Raw genomic sequence first — 18,941 nt, forward strand, 5'->3', positions numbered from 1 at the left:
CTGGAGGCAGGGGGCTCGATATCCCTGGGCTACGTTCTGCCGCCCCTTCGGGGCTCCGGACATGCGACTCTTGCAACCGCAATGTTTTGAAGCGGGCGGTAGCGCGCGGGTCAGACGTTCCCCCTATGCCCCCGGCGAGGAAATGGTCGAGCAGGGCGCGCACATGGCCGTCCGCGGCGCTTTTCCGGGCTTTGCAGGGATCGTTCGGTTGACAGGGCATGTATGGTCGCGGTTATCATTGGCGCGGGATAGTCCACGACCACTGGACAGCCCGAAACGCTTTACCTTTTCCCGATACGCTCGGTTATGTACAGGAGACCTATCCATGACGCATGTGGTGACGGAGGCGTGCATCAACTGCAAGTACACGGATTGCGTGGCGGTATGCCCGGTGGACTGCTTCCACGAGGGCGCGAACATGCTTGTCATCGATCCTCAGGAGTGCATTGACTGCGGGGCGTGCGTAGACGAATGCCCGGTTCATGCCATCTATCCTGAGGAAGATTTGCCGGAAGAGTATCAGGATTACGTCCAGTTCAACATTGAATACGCGGCCAAGTGGCCTCTAATCACCCAGGGCCAGGCGCCGCTCGACACGGCAGAGCAGTTCAAAGACGTCCAGCATAAGGGAGAATTCTTCGATCCCTCGCCTGCCGAACGTGGCGAGTAGCCCAGAACCCAGGCGCTACTCCTCGAGCGGGCGCCAATGCGTGCCCACGAGACAGGGCGTTTCGCCGGGGCGCTCGGGCTGGTAGCAGACGGTCCAGATTGAGCCGTCCTCGAGCTGGACTGACGCCGGATACCCGATATCGCTATCCCACGCGGCCGTCAGCCGGACTTCGCGGGCCACGTCCCACGTCGCGCCATTGTCGCGGCTGAAACATGCGTATTGCCCGAAGGGCTCCCAGCGTTTGGCGTATACAGCCAGCAGCCGGTTGTCACGCAGGCGGAGCACGTGGGGCGGATACCCGTGCATTTCGGTCACATGAGGCGCGGCCCACGTCTTGCCGCCGTCCGCGCTTTCGGACTGGCGGATGCGGTGGGGTTCAAAACAGTCCCGGAAAAGAATGATGAGTCCTCCGTTGGCGTGTTCGGCCACGTGGCACTCGTCGTATTCGAGCATTCTCGCGCCCTCGGGGACGGGGAACGTCCCGATGGTGCGCCAGGACCGGCCGTCATCGAGGGACTCCTGGATGGCCACGTCAAACGTCTTGGAATGGGACTCGTGGGGCCGCTGCCCGGCGAACAGGAGGCGTCCGTCGGCGAGTTGGATGGGTCCATGCGGGGTCGTGACCTCGGTGCGGACAGGGTTGCCCCAGGTATGGCCGTTGTCTTCGGAGCGTATGACCCAATGGCCCTGCCATTCGCCGCCGCCGGGATTCGTGAACCAGCTCACGAGCATCGTGCCTTTTGCGGTGCGGATGATGCCGGAATCGCGATCGTCAATGGGCGTATCGAAGACCGTGACGGGAGCGCTCCACGTCTCGCCTCCGTCGCTGCTGCGGATCAGCTGGACCTTGCCGTCCGGGGAGACATGGGCGTTGCGGTCGCCCGAGAAGACGGCCAGCAGGTCTCCGTTCGGGGCCTGCGCGATCGAGGGCCAGCCGATGAAACGGCCCGGCTCTTTGCAGAGGGTTTTGACGGCGAGTATGCGGGCTGCGGCCTGCTCGGCGGGGACGCCGTCCGCCGGGGTGGCCTGTGCGGCTGAAACCGGCGACGCCGCGGCAGCGGCAATCAGCGCGAGCATCAGATTCAGAAATGTACGCATGGCATCACGCCATGGCTTTGGCGATGGCGCGGACGTGGTCCGGGGTCGAGCCGCAACAGCCGCCAATGAAACGAGCGCCCGCTTCGAGAAGTTCGGGCACCGCCTGTGCGTAGATTTCCGGGCCGGCGCGAAAGACCATGTTTCCGAGCCCGTCGGTTTCGGGCAAGCCGGCGTTGCCTTTGATCCAGATTGGAAGGTCGGCGCCGCACGCGGCGTACTGCCTCGCGATATTGGGGAAGGTTTCAATGCCCGCGCCGCAGTTAGCCCCGACGAAACTGGCCCCGGAAACCTTGGCCATGGCGTATGCCTGTGCGATGCTCACGCCCATCATGGTCTTGTCGTTGTTCTCGCCCGAATCGAATGTAAACGATACGCCCACGGGCAGACTGCAGCCTCTGAGCGCGCCCTTGAGGATCGCTTCTGCTTCCACAATGTCGCTCTGGGTTTCGATGACGATGGCGTCCGCCCCGCCGGCCTCGAGTACGTGCGCCTGGCGAGCCGCGGCTTCCTCGACCACGGCCGGGTCGATGTCGCCCATCATGACCATCTTGCCGCAGGGCCCAATCGATGCGAAGACATAGGCTTTGCCTTTGGCGGCGCGCTTGGATATTTCGGCGCCGAGGCGGTTCAATTCGGCGGCCTTGTTCGCGAGCAGGTGGCGATTCAGGGCTATCGGGTTGCTGTTGAAGGTATTCGTGAGGATGACCTGGGCGCCGGCGTCCACGTAGTCTTTAGCGACCGCGAACACGGCATCGGGCCGTTCGAGGTTCCAGACGTCGCAGATATAGCCGGGATCGCCGCCCCGTTTGGCCATTTCAGTGCCCCAGGCGCCATCGGTGCACAATGGCGGCAACTCTTTGATATTCTGGCGGGTGAGTTTCACGTTTGGATCGAATTGCATGGGAGACCTCGCTTCCTTTCGCTTCACTCAGCTCTAAGCCCACATCCTGGAGGCGACCGAATCAGGTGTTATTCTCGCAGACTCGCCGGGGAATTGCCAGATGGATCATGGCATCGGGTACAACCGGCGGTACCGGTGCCCAGCGTCTCACCCGGTCTTCTTGTTCGGCGCCAGGATTCGCACGCAGGCATCATACACCATCGTGGGGGTGATGGGGCTGAGGGTGGTTTCTGCTGCTTCTTCGGCGGGGGCGAGCTCGCGGGCGCGCTCGGGCGTGAGCACCTCGCACGTGCTCTGGTAGGGGGCATGCTGGAGGGCGTTGGTGCCCGTGAAAATAGCGACCACGGGCGTGCCCATGGCGGCCGCGATATGCATGGGGCCGGTATCGCCGCCCACATACAGGTCCGCGCGGTTCATCAGCCAGGCGTAATGCTTGAGGTCGGGCGTCTCGGGGGCAATGACGGGGCTCCGGCGGCAGCGGTCGAACACTTTCTGCGCGATGTGCCGTTGGCCGGGTCCCCAAGTCAACATGACCTCGTAACGGCCGTCGGCGATGAGCAGGTCGCATACTTCCGCAAAATAGTCCAGGGGCCAGCGTTTCTCACGGCGGTCGACCGGGGCGTGTACGGCGACCAGGCGTTTTCCGGCCTCGAAGGTGCTGTCGACGAACTCGTCGACGGAGTCCTGTACATCGGGCGGGACTTCGATCGTCGCTCCGGGCCAGCCGGCCCTCGAAGGCACCACCGCCTCGCAGAGGATCACGTTTTCTTCGACGCGATTGAGGGTGCGGGGCGGCAACTTGGTTCGGCGGTTGGTGAAGAGGTAACTGAGTTCCTGGCTGCGAGGGCGGGCAAAGCCGTACCGTTTCCGCGCGCGGGACGTCCACGCGATGAGGCCGCTCTTGAGGATGCCGTGGAAGTCGATGACGATGTCATAGCGGCGGTTGCGTATGTTGTTGCACAGTGCCAGGAACGCTTTTGCGGCCTTCCACGCGCCTTCGGGCCGGTCAAACACGATCGTTCCATCCAGGGAAGGGTGGTCGATGCAGATATCAGCGGCTTTTTTCTCTACGACCCAGTCGATATGGGCATCGGGCAGGGCGTCGCGGAGAATCTGAAGCGCGGGGAGCACGCGCACAACGTCGCCGATGGCACTCAGGCGTATGATCAGGATACGAGGGCTGCCGCCCACCATATTGGGTGCACGTTCCTTGCTCTTGTACGGGGTGGATGCGATGCCCTGCCGGGAAGCGGGCATCCCGTCCCCCTGTATTGGTTCTGTAAATACTTGGAAAATGGCGGAGAGGGAGGGATTCGAACCCTCGGTACACCTTGCGAGCGTACACACGCTTTCCAAGCGTGCGCCTTCAACCACTCGGCCACCTCTCCGCACGATGATGGAATTGTAGGGGCTTGGCGGGCCGAAAGTCAAACAGCCACACGTGCTTACGATGCGCGCTCAGAGCTTGTGCCAACGCGGTTTTGGGTGCATGGGGGTGCGTTTTTTGCGCGCGGGGGCGTTTCGCGGCTATAATTCCGGTACCATCGCCAAGGTAACAGCCCGGCGGGAATACTTTCGGGCGCGTTGACCTTACCTTAACGAGCTTATGCAGCCCCGGCAAAACGGAAACCAGATTCCTTGCCTGATTAGTACTTGTAGTCCAGGAGGTCTTTACGCATGGGTAACGCTCGGGAACTTACGAAAGAGAATTTCGACACTGTGGTCGGCAGCGGCGTGACGCTGGTGGACTTCTGGGCCGAGTGGTGCGGCCCCTGCCGCATGATGACGCCGGCCATCGAGGAACTCGCCGCCCAGTACAGCAACAAGGCAACCATCGCCAAAGTGAACGTCGACAACGAGAGCGACTTGGCTGCCAAGTACAACGTATCGAGCATTCCGACGCTTGTGGTGTTCAAGGACGGCCAGGTTGCCCGTCAGTTCATCGGGGTAACCTCGAAGTCGGATTTGGCGAAAGCGATCGACAGCGCCCTGGGTTGAGAAGGCGCGCGTTCTTCCGGTTGACAGGAAATGGCCGTCGTGCGGCGGGTGCGTGATGGTGTGCGGAATCGCGTTGCCATCCGCCCGCAACGTTACGGACGTTGGTGATCGTGCAATCGGTTTTCGCTACAATACGCCGCTCTTGCGCGGGTGCGCATACGCTCGCAGAATTAGAAGCGTAATTTCCCATAGTCTCAACCCCGCCAACAGGCGGGAACAGAAGGAGTCTGGCTGACATGTCTCAGAAGGTCGTTGCCGTAGCCGGTGCAACCGGCATGGTCGGCAGGCAGATGCTGCTTGTTCTCGAAGAACGCGATTTCCCCGTGAAATCGTTGAAGCCGCTCGCTTCCGAGCGGTCCAAGGGCAAGACCGTGACGTTCAAGGGCGAAGAGATCCCGGTGCAGGTGCTGACCGAGGATTCGTTCAAAGGGGTGGACATCGCCCTGTTCAGCGCGGGCGGGGGCACGAGCAAGCATTTCGCGCCGTTTGCCGCGAAAGACGGTTGCGTGGTCATCGACAATTCGAGTGCGTGGCGGATGGACCCGAAGGTGCCGCTGGTCGTGCCGGAAGTGAATCCCGATGATGTTGGATGGCACGAGGGCATCATTGCCAACCCGAATTGTTCGACCATCCAGATGGTGGTGGTGTTGAAACCGCTCCATGACGCGGCGACGATTACGCGGGTGGTGGTCTCGACCTACCAGGCCGTGTCGGGGGCGGGGAAAGCGGCTGTTGACGAGTTGTACGCTCAGACCCGGGCAGTCCTGGCGGGCGAGGAACCGGTGTGCCACGTTTTCCCGCACCCCATCGCGTTCAACTGCATCCCACAGATTCCTCAGAGCAAGGCGTTCGGGGACAACGGCTACACGACCGAAGAGATGAAGATGGTCAACGAGACCAAGAAGATCCTGGGGGATGACAGCATCCGGGTGACCGCGACAACGGTGCGCGTGCCGGTTGATACGGGGCACAGCGAATCCGTCAACGTGGAGACGGTCTCGAAACTCACGGTCTCGCAGGCGCGCGAGCTGTTGTCAAGGGCGCCGGGTGTGGTTGTGCAGGACGACCCCGCGAAGCAGCTCTATCCTCTGGCCATCCATGCGGCGGGCAAGGGCGAGACGTTCGTCGGCCGGATCCGCGAAGACATCTCCCATCCCAGCGCGCTGGACATGTGGATCGTCTCGGATAACCTCCTCAAGGGAGCGGCATACAACGCGGTCCAGATAGCCGAGCTGCTCTAAGCGACGCAGCGCCGCCGTAAGAGGCGTATGGCAATCCGCCCCTGCGGCGGAGAACGGTGGTCTTCCGGGCTTGGGGCCGGGGAGTTCCCCGCGATGATGCGTATGAGTATTCCGCGGGCAAACCTGGATGGTCAAGGGGATGCTTTTCTTTGCGCCTCGCGTTCGATGGCTTCGCGCAAGTTCTGCATGGACTCTTCGAACTTGGGCGCGAGCTGCGGCGCGCGTGCGATGGCCGCTTCGTACTGTTTCAGCGCTTCCGCGTAGCGGCCCTTGATTTCGTAGCCGGAGGCCATGTTGTAGTAGTCGGCCCATCGCATCAGGAGATGGTCGTCTCGGCTCATCAGTGCGAAACCCAGCGCGGCCCATGCGGCGAGTATCACGACGGGCACGACGGCGAATGCCAGGGCTTCCCGTCGGTCGCCGTTGCGCAGGGCGCGCACCATGCCCCATGCGCCGCGGAACGCCGCCGCCAGGGCCGCGGCCGCAAACACGAGCAGCACGGCCAAGGCCGGAAGCCGGAGCCGCGACAGCACGAACACGAGAATGATGCTCGCCGAGTACACCGCGAGAAACAACACCAGCAGCACCGCGCCGTCGCGCCAGCGGCGGTGGGCTTTGGCGAGAAACGTCAGTACGATGCCCACAAGGCCCAGCGGGGCGACCACTCCGAAGGCCAAGGGTATCCGGAGGAAGGGCGAGAACTGCCGTTTCAGATAGAAGTTCTCGACGTGCGGCACCTCGCCGCTTTGCCAGAAGAGCCTGGTCTTGGTCCACAACAAGCGCGGAACCGACGAAGGGTGTTCGCGGATGGACGCCACCAGGTACGGAGTCCAGTTGACGTCGGCCTCGTTGGCCTTTTCGTCGAGGACCACCTTCCACATGGAATGCGGCCGCTCGTAGGTGCCGCTGGCATCGTACGCGTTGCCGATATAGAGGTTCCACGAGCCGTTCTTCGAGACCAGGACGAACTCGCCGCCGCCGAAATAGTTGGCCGCGGTAGCGGGCGCGATCGCGAGAACCGCGCCCAGGAGCGCCATGCACGCCGCCGCAGCGCCGCTGCGCCATGCCGGCGAGGCGGTCATGAGCCAGAATGCCGCGACCGGGACAAACAGCAGCGCATTGGGACGCGCGACCACGCATAGCCCCAATACAAATCCCGCAGCCAGGAACCGCCACCAGCACCGCGGGCGTTTCGGGGCGGTTGACCCGTTCCCGGCCGCCTGGCGGTCGTGCGCCCACAACAGAAGGCGCAACGCGGCGAGATTGACAAACACGACCAGCGTTTCCGCGAGAATCTCGCCCTCGAACAGCAGGAACAGCGGGCAGAACACGGCCAACAACGCCGCGAGCCATGCCTCGAGGTATCCGAAGACGCGCCGCGCCAACGAGAACACCAGCACGCACGAGCAGGCCCCGAGAACGTGCTGGACCAGGCAGGCTGTTTCGTATGTGCAACCGAACCGGAGGAAGGCCATGCCAAGGAAATAGGGATAAAGAGGTCCCTGCGTAAACGGGAGCCGGTCCCATCCCAGCCAGAACGTCTGCGCGATTTCCAGTGCCCACCGATGGTAGACGTAATTGTCGCCCCCCCGCAGGAGCACATCGAACAGGGGGTCATTGGCGCGCATGATCCAGAAATGGACCAGGCGCACCCCCAGCGCCAGCGCGAACACAGCCCAATACGGCGCCGCTCTTCGTGAAACGATTATGGATACGCCTTTCCGCATGAGGCTGTATGGTACACGACCCGGCCCCCAAAACGCACCGGAGGATATGCGCCCCGAATCGCCGGATAACACGGCGATTGGGGAAACTCACACAGAGGCACAACGGACACGGAGGAAATAGAGCCTGCACCGAAGCGGAGTCTGCTCGACGTCTCCGTTTATGATGCGGGGATTGCCGTCCCTCATCAAAGCCTCGCCGAAGTCGGGTAGATTGCCGAGTCTGATACCCGTCAACCGCGGATAGGTCAACACCTCCTAGTGGTGCGCCTTTGTGACCTTCTCCACGGATTTGAGTTTCACGAGAACGGCGTCCTCCACGATGAGGTCTGCACGAAACCCTTCGTCGAACCGGCGCCTGCGAAGCTCGATGGGGGTGGGAACCTGCGGTGCCGCGCGCAGGCCCCGGGCCTCCAAATCCTGCGCAGAAACCGCTTCGTACACTGTTTCCAAGAGCCCGGGACCCGTCTCTCGATGAAGCGCCACGGCGCAATCCACAATGATGCTTCCTGTCTCATTCTGTTTCGGAGGATTCAATCTTCGTGTTCCCTGTGTCTCCGTGTGAGTTGGTTCCTGTCTTTATGGAGACAATAAGATCTCTCCAGCAAAGGCTTTCCTGTCCGATTGGGGATGCGCTGCCGGAAGCTCGTCGACTGGACGGGCGCAGGCGTTTGCGGTCCGGCCGTCTGTGTTCTCACACGGCGCCGGCGCCGGGTACTTCCTCGGGAGAAGGCGCGGGATGGGGCAGAGGCGCTTCCGCGCGGAATGCCACGAGCAGGAACAGGGCGATTGCCACAGCGCTTGCGGCAGGCACGGCCCAGAATTGGTGGAAATTGATGGCGTTCGTTGCCGGATCGAGAAACCAGTCTCCCAGCTTGCCGGCGGTGGCGTGGCCCAGGAAGTAGCCGATGCCCATGATGAGGATAGTGAACAACTGCTGTGCGCCGGCGCGGGCCTGGCGCGTGCTGTGTTCGTCGATGTAGATGTATGACGCGGTGAAGAAGAACGCATAACAGAAACCGTGTGCCGCGATCACCGCCACTACGAGCGGGAACGGCGAACCGATGCCGAAAACAGTGAACCGCAAAGCCTGGGCCGCGAGGGCGATAATCAACACGCGTTTCGTGCCGAGGCGGGCCAGAACGCGTCCCAAGAGCCAGAGCATGAGCACCTCGGCGGCTTGTCCGATGCTCATGAGGGGCATGATTAGATTCTCGGGGGTGCCGGTGCTTTTGAGAAACGGGCCCATGCCGAAGTAGTAGTGCTGGTGGATCGCGCTCGTGAACAAGGTGGCGACGGAGAGCACAATTACGCTGGGTCGGGCGAACACGCGGAAGGCTTCCCACGGGATGAGGGTTTTCGTGTTCTCGGCATGTTTCGTCTCACGCGGCAGGCAACAGCTGTACGCCGCCAGCGTGAAGTGGAGCAGGGCGCACAGAAGCAGGGCATCTGCCAGCCGCGGATCGGGTTCGCCGGGAGGCGCGCCCTTGAGCCAGAACAAGCCGAAAGTCCACGCGATGAAGACCCAGCCTGCCGTGCCCCACATGCGAATGCCGCCGAAATCGCGTTTGACGTCGCGGACCCGGTGTAACACGACCGTGTTCGACAATCCGTGGGTGGGAAGAAACAGCAACCCGTAGATGAAGAACAGCACGTAGATCGTCCAGAAGGACCGGGACATCGCGAAGGCGGCGATGACTGTTCCGGCCAGCCCGTGGCATGCGGCGAGCATCACGCGGGCGGGAACGAACCGATCGACGACATAGGCGGCCATGAATGGCGCCACGATAGCCCCGATGGCGACGACGGCAAGCACCTGCCCTGCCTGATTGGGCGAAAACCCGAGGTTGTTCATCAGGTACAGGCTCAGAATCGGGTTCACGCACGCCGGGATGGCGTACTGCAAGAACATCATCGCCGAAAGCCTTAGGTACAGTGAACGAGGCAATCGATATCTCCAGAACAGAAGGACTGTCCGGGACCGAACGGGTTAAGGTCAGAAGGCTATGAAGTTCTCGCTCCCCGACAGACGACGAACAAGCGCCGCTATGGGTTTCCTCTTTCGAGGTCTTCTTCGTAGGCCAGCGACACGAGGACCTTGTCGCCGAGGGCCTGGGTCAACGGGTCGTCTTCGGGCGCGCAGAACCCCAGGTGGAGGTGGCGGCGCCAGCCCTCGGCATACTCGAACCGGCCGGACATGCTTCCGACTTCGCGCGACATCACTTCCATGGTGATGAGATAGCTGTCCATCCCTTGGCTCACATCGAGCCATTCCTTCTGGCTGGTGTGGCATGCGAGGGCGTCGCGCTTGCGGTCGATCACGGTTGTGATGTCGACATACTGGCCGGGCCATACGCGCCTGCGCAGCGGGTCGTGCAGGCCGTACGGCAATGCGTGATAGAGCGTCACGGGGTCCGCGATCGGCGGTTGCGGCGGGTTTGTAACGAAATTCCTCATGCCCCGGAAGAACGCCGCGGACACGGCCAGGCGGCAGGCGTTTGTGTGGTCTTCCATGTAGTCCTGCGGCGGCTGCACGAGCATGATCCTCGGTTTGATGGCGCGTATCACGGCGCACAGCCGTTGCGGCAACTCGCGGTCGTAGTAGATGTCGAGGTCGTCGACGAGGGGCTCGTGAAACGTCGCGCCGAGGGTTTTTGCCGCGCGCTGGGCCTCGCCGGTGCGCATGGCGATAATCTCCTCGCGCGAGTACGTCGCCGTGCCCATGGAGCCGTTGGCCACATTCATGTAGTGCAACTCGTATCCGGCTTTCCCGAGGAGCATGAGCGTGCCCCCCATCATGAATTCGATGTCGTCCGGGTGTGCGGCTACCGCAAATGCGACAGGCTTGGACATAAATGCTTCCTCTCTTGGTTGTAACGCTTCAAAGGCATCCAGTATGCCGAACGCGCGATTCGCAAATCACTTCCCCAGAGCCAGCATGTTGGCGAACACCCGCAAGGCCCCGGGATGCGCCTCGCGCAGTTGCCGGTACCATACGAGCGACGTGTAGAGGTATTTGCCGTCCCCATAATCGCAGACCAGGCAACTGCCCGGTGGAATGTCCTCACCCGGGTCACTGGTGCGGATGAGTGGCGTGTAATGCTCGTCCCACGCGTCCGGGATATACAATCCACGTTCCTGGACCCAGCCCAGCCAGTCTTCGGGCACGATCTTGTTGGGCGTGTTGAAGAGCGGGTGTTGCGGCTGGAGCAGCTCGACTGGCGCGTCCTCCGCGCTTACCCGGTTTTGCGACACGTGGATTGGATACGGGGCGTACTCGGGTTTCCACTCGAAGGTTTTCTGATACATCACGATGGCTGTGCCGCCCTGCTTGACGTAATCGAGAAGAACCTGGTTGCAGGCCACGAGATCCGGGCGTGCGTGATAGGCGCGCATGTCGACGAGTACCACATTGAATTGACCGAGCCGCTCGGGGGTGATTTCACCGTTTGCGATAGCCTCGTGCGGAACGCGCATCCGCTCAAGGGTATCCATGATGACGGTGTCGTAGCTGGTGATCACGCCGGCTTCGATCCCCTCGGGGACCGTTGCCTGCACGAGCTGGCCCTTGCCGTGAAATACGTAGTCCGACCCCTCGGGCATGGCGGTCACGAACACTTCGCGCTCGCCGATTTCCCCGTGCAGTTCGAGGGGCAGGTCGACCACCTGCACGTCACCTTCCCTGGCGAATTCGAGGGGGATGCTCCGTTTTTCCCACTCGTTCAGTGCTTTGAATGCCGACGAAGGCGAGATGACGATCATGGTCTTGCAGGGTCCCGGCGAGTGGTTCGTGGCCCGCATCTTGAACGGCACGACGGTATCCCGCCCCACGAACGCCACGACAGGTTCGCCGGGGAAATCGATGGTTACCGGCGGGGCGATATCGAAACGCACGGGTTCACGAAGAGTCAATTCCTGCCCGCCGCACGTTACCCGCGCCGTCACTTCCGCCTGGGGTTCCATGAACGTTGCGTCGAACAAGTGCTCCGCGTGCGGCACGGTCGCGGGATGCCCCTGCGGCACGGCAAGAGGCAGCGCCACGGACGCCTTGCCATCGGCAAAACCGGCATGCACGGGTTCGTAGGACTGCATCTCCGCCCAAGCCGTCGTGTTGAGGGTGCAATCCGCGGTCTGGCAATCCGGGGCGCCCGCGTCGTGCAGCACTACCGCGACCTGCCCCTCCTGGCCGGGGATGAGTTCCGGATCGCTCACCGTGACGTCCATGGTGAGACCCATCGCAAGCGCGGCCGCCTCGGTTAGCCGGCGCAACCTGTGCCCGGCAAGCGGGCCGGCCGGGTCGATGGCCGCGACCGCTGCCAGCAATCGCGGTTTGAGCTGCTCGGGCGTGCCCGAAGCCCGTGCGAGCGCGCGGTCCTCTTGCGACACGCGGTCGCTGAGGCCGTTGAACAGCGCCGCCCCTTCGGGAGGCGGTAGTGCGCCGGCCGCCTGGTCCTGGGGCGCGGGGGCTGTCTTGACCGGCACGTACCACGCCTTCGTTTCGCCTGAACGCAGCCTCTCGATGAAGAACTGCATGCCCTGCGACGAATGTCTCTCCAGGGCTCGCGCGGCAATCTCCGCATACGAAACGCCCTCGGCGGGGTCTACCTGATTGATGTCCACTTCGACGGCGGCGGGGTTCTGGGGCTTCTCCCAGGCGCGGACGTAGAGAGCTCGGGGCTGCCACGGTTCAAGGCCCTCCCCCGCCAGTTCCGGAAACGCGGCGGGATTGCCGGCTGCGTCGAACGCTTCGAGTACGGCCGCGCCGAGCGCCTGGTGATGGCCGTGGCCGGTCTCGGGATCATGGTGCGTGATGATAACGTCGGGGCGCATCTCGCGGATGGCGCGCACCACCCGCCGGACGGTTTCCTGGCGGCCCCATTTCTCGAAGGTTTCCTCGCGGCTCTTCGAGTAGCCAAACTCGGGTAAGTCGAGGAACGAGACGCGCGCGCCGAGCACGTCCGCCGAGGCGAGCTGTTCGAGGGTCCGCAACACGCCCAACTCGTTGTACAGCTCGGGGCCGGCCTCGTTCTGGCCTCCTTCGCCGCGCGTGCCGATGACCGCGCAGGTCTCGATGCCGAACTGTTTGCGGTACTTGGCCAGCGTCGCGCCGTCCTCGTCGTCCGGATGGGCGGCCAGGCACATCAACCGCAGATCGGTGCCCACATCGCGCAAGGCTTGTTGGAACGCGCCGTCCGGGCCGGCCTGGGCGCGACTCGTCCCCGCGCATGCGACCATCGCGGCGAACAGGAGCAGAAAGCTTGCTTTTTTCATGACAAGTCCCGTACCTTCCATGTGAACAAGGGAAATATGAAAAGATTCTCGCTGAAATGCACCCTGGATGTCCACACCTGCGCCATGCGCCTGATTGGGGCGAAGAACGGGGCCTGACCCGAGGTCTAGCTCAGCAGAGCCGCATGGCTTGTCCCGAGGGAGTTTACGGCGCGCTTTGTTGTTCGCTCCCTCTTCGGGCCTCGGCGTTTTGGGGTACACGGTCCGCGGTGCTGGCAGTTCTGCTGTTTGTCGCCGCCGTCTTCTCGGGGGGCTGCGCCCGGGTCACCGCCAACTTCCGTGAAGTCGACCCTGGCGCCTATTACCGGTCCGGGCAGATGGATGCCACGCTCCTGGACATCACGCTCCGGTGGTACGGGATCAAGACCGTCGTGAACCTGCGCGGAGAATCGCCTGACGAGGCCTGGTACCGCCGTGAGATCGCCGTCTGCGCGGAACGGGGCGTCGCTCATTACGACCTCGACTGGACTATGAAACGCCCGCCCGAGCCCGAATCCCTTCAGGCTTTCGTGGGTATCCTTGCGGAGGCGGAAGGACCTTTTCTCGTGCATTGCCAGGGCGGCACGCACCGCGCCGCCGTGGCCGCCGCCTGCTACCGCTTGTTGGAGGGCGAGTCCGTCGAGGAGGCGCGCGAAGAATTCGGCCTCTTCTTCGACGATGCGCCCATCGGGCAACTTCTCGGCCTGTACGAGGAAAGCGGCCTTTATGCACAGGGCAACGCCTCCTTTGAACAATGGGTTTTCGACGAATACCCCGCCCAGTACGCAGCCCACGGGTTTGACGATCCGGCAGCCACGGCCGAGAGTCCCCCGGCGGTTTCGGCAATGCGCTCAAAGCGGCGAGCCCCTCGCTAGCATCTTCGGTGTTCTTGCGGATGGGGAGCACCGAGAAATGCGGTTCCGGTTTTGGGCCCGGCCGCGAAAACTCCTTGCCTTATGTTGGGAAATGTGTTTATAGTGAATGCGACAAATCCTTGTGTTGGCGATGCGGCCCGATAAGGGGCGCGCGGGGTACTTCACGAGGTGGAAAGGAGGTGGTCCATCGATGGGAAGTCCGGGCAAACCCGGCGCTAGTAGGCACGCCTGCTACGCCGCGGCTCGTCTCCATGAGATGGATCCATACACGATGAAAGTAGAGGATCTTACGTGGAGGTGCCGGCGATAGCAGGCAACGAGTCTACTAGCTTCTCTTGATGCGGGGCTCAGAACCCTTGGTTCTGGGCCCCGTGTGTATGTACGCCGCAACGCAGGGGGATACCGGGCGCGTTCGCAGGGCGGGCATACAGGGATTGCGCATGATCATGATCATGATAGAGAGGGCGACATGACCAATAGCGTTGCTGGAAATGCGCCGTTTCCAGATGCCGATATTCGCGTCAGCCGCGATCGCATGGCCGTATTCGTGAACAGTACCAGCATGCCCTCGGATCTTGATGCCTTTATCGCATGGGTGCACGATGAACTTGCCGCACGCGAAATAGCGCCGCACCTGATAAACGAAGGCATCGATGAGAAGATTCGCAAGGCGGCCGCCGAAGAAAACGCGATTCATGGCGTGCTCATTGCCGAAGGAAAACGGCCCGAGGCCCCCGTGGACGGCTACATCGAGTGGGCCGGAGACTTTTTCAAGTCGGGCTTCGTCGTGGACGAGGAGACGGGGGCGCTGAACTACCGGAAGCCGGCTGCTGAGCGCAGTGTTCACGCGGACCAGCGTCTGGCGACCGTGCATGCTCCCCAGCCCGGCGAGGACGGCATCGACGTATTCGGCAACCGCGTCGCGGGAAAGAAAGGCCGCTCGACGCACCTTCGTGCGGGGCGCAACGTCCGCCAGGAAGGTGATGAGTATTACGCGTCGCGCGATGGCCGCATTCAGTGGGACAGAAAATCGCTCTCAGTTGACGAAGTACTCGTGGTGCGGGGCGGCGTCGGTCTCAAGTCAGGCGACATTGACCACTTGGGCACGGTGATTGTTGAAGGGGACGTCGGTCCCCGCAGCGTGGTACGCGCGACCGGCGATATAGAGGTGGAAGGGATTATCGAACAGGCCGATGTCGAGGCCGGAGGAAACCTTGTCGTTCGCGGCGGGATCATGGGCCGCGGAATAGACAAGATTCTTGTCGAGGGGCGTGTCCAGGCGAAGTTTGTCATCGATTCCGAAGTGGAAGCGGGGCACGACATCCTGATCGACCGTGAGATAGTTCAATCGCGCGTCAAATCCATGGGTTCCATCTCGATTCCAAATGGCCGCATCGTTGGGGGGGAAACCGTGGCGCGGGCGGGATTCCTGGTGGGCCAGGTGGGCAGCGAGGCACTGGTGCCTACCGTGGTCACGGCGGGCCGCGATTTCCGGCTCGACGACAAGCTCCACATTCTTCGTGCGGAAATTGACGGCTTGTTTGCCCAACGCGAGCGGCTGCAGTTGAAGCTGCAGCTCGCCTCAAGACCCAAGCGGCTGCCAATACCGCGCCCGGAAGACATGCAACGCGAGGATACTCCCAGCTTGGCGGAAGAAGTGGAGGCGCTCGACCGGCAGATCCAGGCGCTGACGGCCGAAGCCGAGGGACTCAAGCTGCAGTCACAGTGCGACACCCGCGCCCGGCTTGAGATACTCAAGGTCGTCTATCCGGAAAGCTATCTTGGCCTGGGCGACGAACACCTCCATGTGCGCGAACGCTTCGAAGGGCCCGTGCACGCCCACCTGTCGGGCGGCAAAGTCCGGCTTCGGAGAGGGACCGAGGGGTGATGCCGGGGCAGCGCCGGGCGGACGATGGCGTCGCAGCGCGCTATACCGTTGCGCGCAGGATGGAGAACCCCACTCGGCGCATGGCTGCGCCGCCGTTGTGGAAAAACATGCCTTCGTAGTGGAATCCGCGCACGGCGACATGGGTATGGCCGTAGTAGACGTCCGTGACGCCGGAATCCCGGCCGTGCCCGACATCGTCGAGGTAATGGAGCAACCGTTCCGCCACGGCCTTCCGAGGAAAGACAATGCGGGGGACCGTGCGGTGGGCTCCCAGCCAGAACGCCAGGTCGTAGATCCGGTTCACCAGCCTGCCGCGTTTGCGATCGAAATGCCATACCCGCCTCGCGGCCTCGAATTCCGCCCGGGTCATCTTGCGGTCCGCCACATCACCATGAAGGAACACCGCGGCATTCAAGCGAAACAGGTCATGGTGGCAACTGAGGTTTGGGGTGCTGGCCGCGAAAGCCTCCAGCCTGTCGATAAAAGGCCTGACGCTGTCGTGGTTGCCGAAAATATAGTGGAAATGGCAGTGGGGATGACGCGCGACAAGGGTGCCCAGCCAGGCAATGGCCTCACGGACCGTGCGTTCCATGGATTCGAACACGCTCCATCGAAAGTCGACGATATCACCATTCAAGATACACGTGTCGGACTCCGAGATGGCCTGTTCGAGAGCGCGGGCGTGCAGGTGCGCCTCAGACCGTCTGCAAAAGAGGTGAAGATCAGAAACAACGCAAACTCTTGCCATACAATTTCTTACATTCCTATCGCAATGCAAACAGAGGGCTTCTGTGAAGGCTCTGGTTGACGTTGCGGGTGTTACTAACCCCCGAGCGCAGGCCCGCGCTCCGAGATGATCGGTTCCCGATGGGATCAGATGTTCCCGGTCGCTTATTTATACCCTGAAAAGGCCCAAACAGGCAAATCGGCTCATGCAGACAATAAAATCCATGGCGGTGGAGAGACAGGGCCGTTTGCCGTCACTCGGAGGCGCTGGCTTCTCATGCTCCGTGCGTGACCGGAGTTTGGGAAGAGTGAGCGAACGCTGGAGCATCCATCGGGTCCGTTTGACAGGCCGGAGCGGTGCGAGCCCGCGGATTGGCCCCGGCCTCGTATCTGGTGCATACTCATGCCATCTTCACAACCCATGAGCGCGAGGAGTGGCCGTCATGCCCTGTTTCCCCGATATTGAAGAACTGGCGCGCGAAGTGCATGCGTGGGGGGACCTGTGCCGCGAACAAGGCGGCATGACCGCGCCGATTCTTGGCCGGTTGCGGCGCGAGCTGAAACGGGCGCGCCGGGAGTTGGCGCGCCTGCCCGGAGACCGCTCTCTGAAAGCCGCGGAACCCGATGACCTCAAGAGGCTCCGCGCATTGCGCCCCGCGGGTCCGCGCATCATGGCGAAGACACTTGCAGGCGCCGAGTACCGGCGGCGTCTCAAAGGCGCGTGGCTGGGGCGTGCCGCGGGCTGCACCCTTGGCGCCCCGGTCGAGAATTGGTCGATAGAGGCCATGGAACAACTCGCCAAGAGGTGCGGTGTGCCGTTTCCTCCCGAGGATTATTGGCCCGGCCATCCGGAACCGGAGCGGCCCTGTTATGGCGTCTCGCGGGTGAGGGACTTTCTTAAGGGGCATATGTGCGGCATCCCGGCCGACGACGACCTCGGCTACACGCTTCTGGGGCTGCTGATCCTCGAGACTTACGGTTCCGAGTTCACGACGGAGGATGTCGGCAAGGCCTGGGTCGAGTACCTCCCCATCGCCTGTACGGCCGAACACGTCGCGCTCGAGAATCTGAAACGCGGCGTGCCGGCCAGGCGCGCCGGCGTCATCGATAATCCTTATCTCGAATGGATTGGCGCTGATATTCGGTGTGACCCGTGGGCCTATGCCGCCCCCGGTTGGCCCGAAAGAGCCGCCGAAATGGCCTACCGCGACGCGTACCTTTCCCACCGGCGCAACGGCGTCTATGGCGCGATGTTTTTCGCCGCGGCCATCTCGGCAGCGTTCGTGCTTGAGGACCCGCTGGATGCCGTCGGTATAGGTCTTACGGAGATCCCCGCCGAATGCCGCCTCGCCAAAGACATCCGATGGGCCCTCGGGAAAACCAAGTCGCTTTCGGGCTGGCAGGAAGCCCGTGCTCTTGTCGACGGGCGGTTTCAGGGGATGCACGCCGTTCATACCAACAACAACGCGTGTCTTACGGTGTTCGGACTCGCCCTCGGCGGCGGCGATTTTACCCGCACCATCGGCACGACCGTGGCCATGGGCCTCGACAACGACTGCACCGCCGCAACAGGCGGTTCCCTGCTCGGAGCGGTGCTGGGTATTGGCCGCGTCCCCGAGCACTGGTGGAAACCGTTCCGAAACCGGACGCATGCCTACCTCAGGAACGCTGCCGAGTTTCGGAATTCGGATATTGTCCGGAGATTCGAGGCGGTTCGCGTCACGCCTGAGCCCTGAGACCATGCATGGCTAACCGCCGGATAGTGTGGAGCAGGGCAACAGAAGCGCTTTGGCATTCGGGACGCAGGCCCGGATTTCGAGACGCCCATCGGGTGAGATAAGACCGGCGCGTGCGTTATGCGTTACAGCGCCAACGGCGCGAAACATGGCAGTCCAGGCTGAAGGTCTGGGGTCGATGTTTCGGGCCTTCAGCCCTCTTTTTTGTTTTAAACCATATCCCCTGGCCCTTCAGGCCAGGCTGGTATGTGACGCGCCGTTGGCGCTGAAGAAGGCTTGGCAACGTGGTCACACGGGGGTGCGTGGCGCGATAACCGGGCTTGGCAGTGCTTCCGGGGATTGGATATATTCGCTTTGGACATATTCGTTTTGTTGACCATTGCCTTGCCCGCGCGTATGATGTTTTTCTGTTACAAGGGTTTTTCCGAACGCTCTCTCGGAGCACGTGATTCGCGCCGGGAATGTTGCGAGTAAACCATGGGGATGGAGTCAGTCATGACGCTCAAGTACGCTTCCATAATGTGCCTGCTTTGTTGCAGCTTCGCTTTCGCCGCCACGGAGCCCGGCCCCTTGCCGAGTCCCGAGCCTCCTCTGTCCGCGGAGCCGGGCGCGGCTCCCCAGGAGGAGTTTCGTGGCGTAGATGTTTTGATCAACGCAGCTCCCATGCAGGAAACGATGAACGCCATCGAGGACTACCTGGCGAAGCACGCTGAACTGGCTGAACGGCCCGCCGGGGGCGAGGTGTTAAGGCTTACCGTGCAGGACTGCGTCAACATGGCCCTCGAAAACAACGAGAAGATCTTTCAGGCCGAGAGC

At 62.5% G+C, this 18,941-nt stretch carries 15 protein-coding genes, 1 tRNA gene and 1 pseudogene; 7 read left to right on the plus strand and 10 right to left on the minus strand.

From position 1 onward, the window contains the following. Positions 1–325: 325 nt before the first annotated feature. Positions 326–670: a ferredoxin family protein gene (locus tag PLJ71_07740; GenBank protein ID HQM48567.1), complete on the plus strand. Its 345-nt coding sequence runs from the start codon at positions 326–328 to the stop codon at positions 668–670. Positions 671–685: 15 nt separating this feature from the next. Here PLJ71_07740 and PLJ71_07745 read toward each other — a convergent pair whose 3' ends face one another. From PLJ71_07745 to PLJ71_07760, 4 genes are all read right to left on the minus strand, one after another. After that, positions 686–1,768 carry a sialidase family protein gene (locus tag PLJ71_07745; GenBank protein HQM48568.1) on the minus strand — a complete coding sequence of 361 codons (1,083 nt, stop codon included), beginning with the start codon at positions 1,766–1,768 and terminating at the stop codon, positions 686–688. A 4-nt stretch (positions 1,769–1,772) separates the two neighbouring features. Continuing rightward, a complete protein-coding gene (locus tag PLJ71_07750) occupies positions 1,773–2,669 on the minus strand; it encodes a homocysteine S-methyltransferase family protein (protein ID HQM48569.1) in 897 nt (298 codons plus the stop codon). Between the two features lie 147 nt (positions 2,670–2,816). Next, positions 2,817–3,926, minus strand: a complete 1,110-nt coding sequence (locus tag PLJ71_07755; GenBank protein ID HQM48570.1) for a glycosyltransferase family 9 protein — start codon at positions 3,924–3,926, stop codon at positions 2,817–2,819. A gap of 38 nt (positions 3,927–3,964) precedes the next feature. Next, a tRNA-Ser gene (locus tag PLJ71_07760) sits at positions 3,965–4,057 on the minus strand. A 289-nt stretch (positions 4,058–4,346) separates the two neighbouring features. Between PLJ71_07760 and trxA the strand changes: the two genes are divergently transcribed. Continuing rightward, on the plus strand, positions 4,347–4,667 hold the full coding sequence (trxA, locus tag PLJ71_07765; protein ID HQM48571.1) for a thioredoxin: 321 nt from the start codon (positions 4,347–4,349) through the stop codon (positions 4,665–4,667). A gap of 236 nt (positions 4,668–4,903) precedes the next feature. Continuing rightward, positions 4,904–5,908 (plus strand): aspartate-semialdehyde dehydrogenase, encoded by a 1,005-nt coding sequence (locus PLJ71_07770; GenBank protein HQM48572.1) that lies wholly within the window; start codon positions 4,904–4,906, stop codon positions 5,906–5,908. Between the two features lie 131 nt (positions 5,909–6,039). Here the strand turns inward: PLJ71_07770 and PLJ71_07775 are convergent, their stop codons facing one another. The 5 genes and pseudogenes from PLJ71_07775 to PLJ71_07795 all read right to left on the minus strand — a co-directional run bounded on the left by PLJ71_07775 (position 6,040) and on the right by PLJ71_07795 (position 12,903). After that, complete coding sequence (locus PLJ71_07775) at positions 6,040–7,635, minus strand: glycosyltransferase family 39 protein (GenBank protein HQM48573.1); 1,596 nt, start codon at positions 7,633–7,635, stop codon at positions 6,040–6,042. 87 nt (positions 7,636–7,722) lie between these two features. Continuing rightward, positions 7,723–8,169: pseudogene (locus PLJ71_07780) on the minus strand (GxxExxY protein). Between the two features lie 157 nt (positions 8,170–8,326). Further along, entirely contained in the window at positions 8,327–9,580 is a 1,254-nt protein-coding gene (locus tag PLJ71_07785) for an MFS transporter (protein ID HQM48574.1), read from the minus strand. A gap of 98 nt (positions 9,581–9,678) precedes the next feature. After that, positions 9,679–10,485, minus strand: a complete 807-nt coding sequence (locus tag PLJ71_07790) for a PIG-L family deacetylase (protein ID HQM48575.1) — start codon at positions 10,483–10,485, stop codon at positions 9,679–9,681. 66 nt (positions 10,486–10,551) lie between these two features. Beyond that, a complete protein-coding gene (locus tag PLJ71_07795) occupies positions 10,552–12,903 on the minus strand; it encodes a PIG-L family deacetylase (GenBank protein ID HQM48576.1) in 2,352 nt (783 codons plus the stop codon). A gap of 227 nt (positions 12,904–13,130) precedes the next feature. On the opposite strand from PLJ71_07795, the gene PLJ71_07800 reads away from it, so the two are divergent. Together PLJ71_07800 and PLJ71_07805 are read left to right on the plus strand one after the other, a co-directional pair. Beyond that, positions 13,131–13,775, plus strand: a complete 645-nt coding sequence (locus tag PLJ71_07800) for a tyrosine-protein phosphatase (protein ID HQM48577.1) — start codon at positions 13,131–13,133, stop codon at positions 13,773–13,775. 469 nt (positions 13,776–14,244) lie between these two features. Further along, on the plus strand, positions 14,245–15,663 hold the full coding sequence (locus PLJ71_07805; protein ID HQM48578.1) for a FapA family protein: 1,419 nt from the start codon (positions 14,245–14,247) through the stop codon (positions 15,661–15,663). A 40-nt stretch (positions 15,664–15,703) separates the two neighbouring features. Here PLJ71_07805 and PLJ71_07810 read toward each other — a convergent pair whose 3' ends face one another. Further along, the gene (locus PLJ71_07810; protein HQM48579.1) at positions 15,704–16,411 is read right to left on the minus strand and encodes a metallophosphoesterase; all 708 of its coding nucleotides are present in this window, start codon (positions 16,409–16,411) and stop codon (positions 15,704–15,706) included. 421 nt (positions 16,412–16,832) lie between these two features. Here PLJ71_07810 and PLJ71_07815 point away from each other — a divergent pair, with 421 nt between their 5' ends. Together PLJ71_07815 and PLJ71_07820 are read left to right on the plus strand one after the other, a co-directional pair. After that, a complete protein-coding gene (locus tag PLJ71_07815; protein HQM48580.1) occupies positions 16,833–18,125 on the plus strand; it encodes an ADP-ribosylglycohydrolase family protein in 1,293 nt (430 codons plus the stop codon). 495 nt (positions 18,126–18,620) lie between these two features. Then, a partial coding sequence (locus tag PLJ71_07820; protein ID HQM48581.1) for a hypothetical protein occupies positions 18,621–18,941 on the plus strand: 321 nt, incomplete at its 3' end.

The sequence above is a fragment of the Candidatus Hydrogenedentota bacterium genome (genome assembly GCA_035416745.1).
Lineage (GTDB): Bacteria > Hydrogenedentota > Hydrogenedentia > Hydrogenedentales > SLHB01 > UBA2224.

What these genes read in the sequence shown, in the direction of transcription:
- PLJ71_07795 (HQM48576.1), bottom strand. Translation starts at nt 12,903, where the DNA reads ATGAAAAAAGCAAGCTTTCTGCTCCTGTTCGCCGCGATGGTCGCATGC.
- PLJ71_07755 (HQM48570.1), bottom strand. Translation starts at nt 3,926, where the DNA reads ATGCCCGCTTCCCGGCAGGGCATCGCATCCACCCCGTACAAGAGCAAG.
- PLJ71_07790 (HQM48575.1), bottom strand. Translation starts at nt 10,485, where the DNA reads ATGTCCAAGCCTGTCGCATTTGCGGTAGCCGCACACCCGGACGACATC.
- PLJ71_07815 (HQM48580.1), top strand. Translation starts at nt 16,833, where the DNA reads ATGCCCTGTTTCCCCGATATTGAAGAACTGGCGCGCGAAGTGCATGCG.
- trxA (HQM48571.1), top strand. Translation starts at nt 4,347, where the DNA reads ATGGGTAACGCTCGGGAACTTACGAAAGAGAATTTCGACACTGTGGTC.
- PLJ71_07740 (HQM48567.1), top strand. Translation starts at nt 326, where the DNA reads ATGACGCATGTGGTGACGGAGGCGTGCATCAACTGCAAGTACACGGAT.
- PLJ71_07775 (HQM48573.1), bottom strand. Translation starts at nt 7,635, where the DNA reads ATGCGGAAAGGCGTATCCATAATCGTTTCACGAAGAGCGGCGCCGTAT.
- PLJ71_07750 (HQM48569.1), bottom strand. Translation starts at nt 2,669, where the DNA reads ATGCAATTCGATCCAAACGTGAAACTCACCCGCCAGAATATCAAAGAG.
- PLJ71_07810 (HQM48579.1), bottom strand. Translation starts at nt 16,411, where the DNA reads ATGGCAAGAGTTTGCGTTGTTTCTGATCTTCACCTCTTTTGCAGACGG.
- PLJ71_07745 (HQM48568.1), bottom strand. Translation starts at nt 1,768, where the DNA reads ATGCGTACATTTCTGAATCTGATGCTCGCGCTGATTGCCGCTGCCGCG.
- PLJ71_07770 (HQM48572.1), top strand. Translation starts at nt 4,904, where the DNA reads ATGTCTCAGAAGGTCGTTGCCGTAGCCGGTGCAACCGGCATGGTCGGC.
- PLJ71_07805 (HQM48578.1), top strand. Translation starts at nt 14,245, where the DNA reads ATGACCAATAGCGTTGCTGGAAATGCGCCGTTTCCAGATGCCGATATT.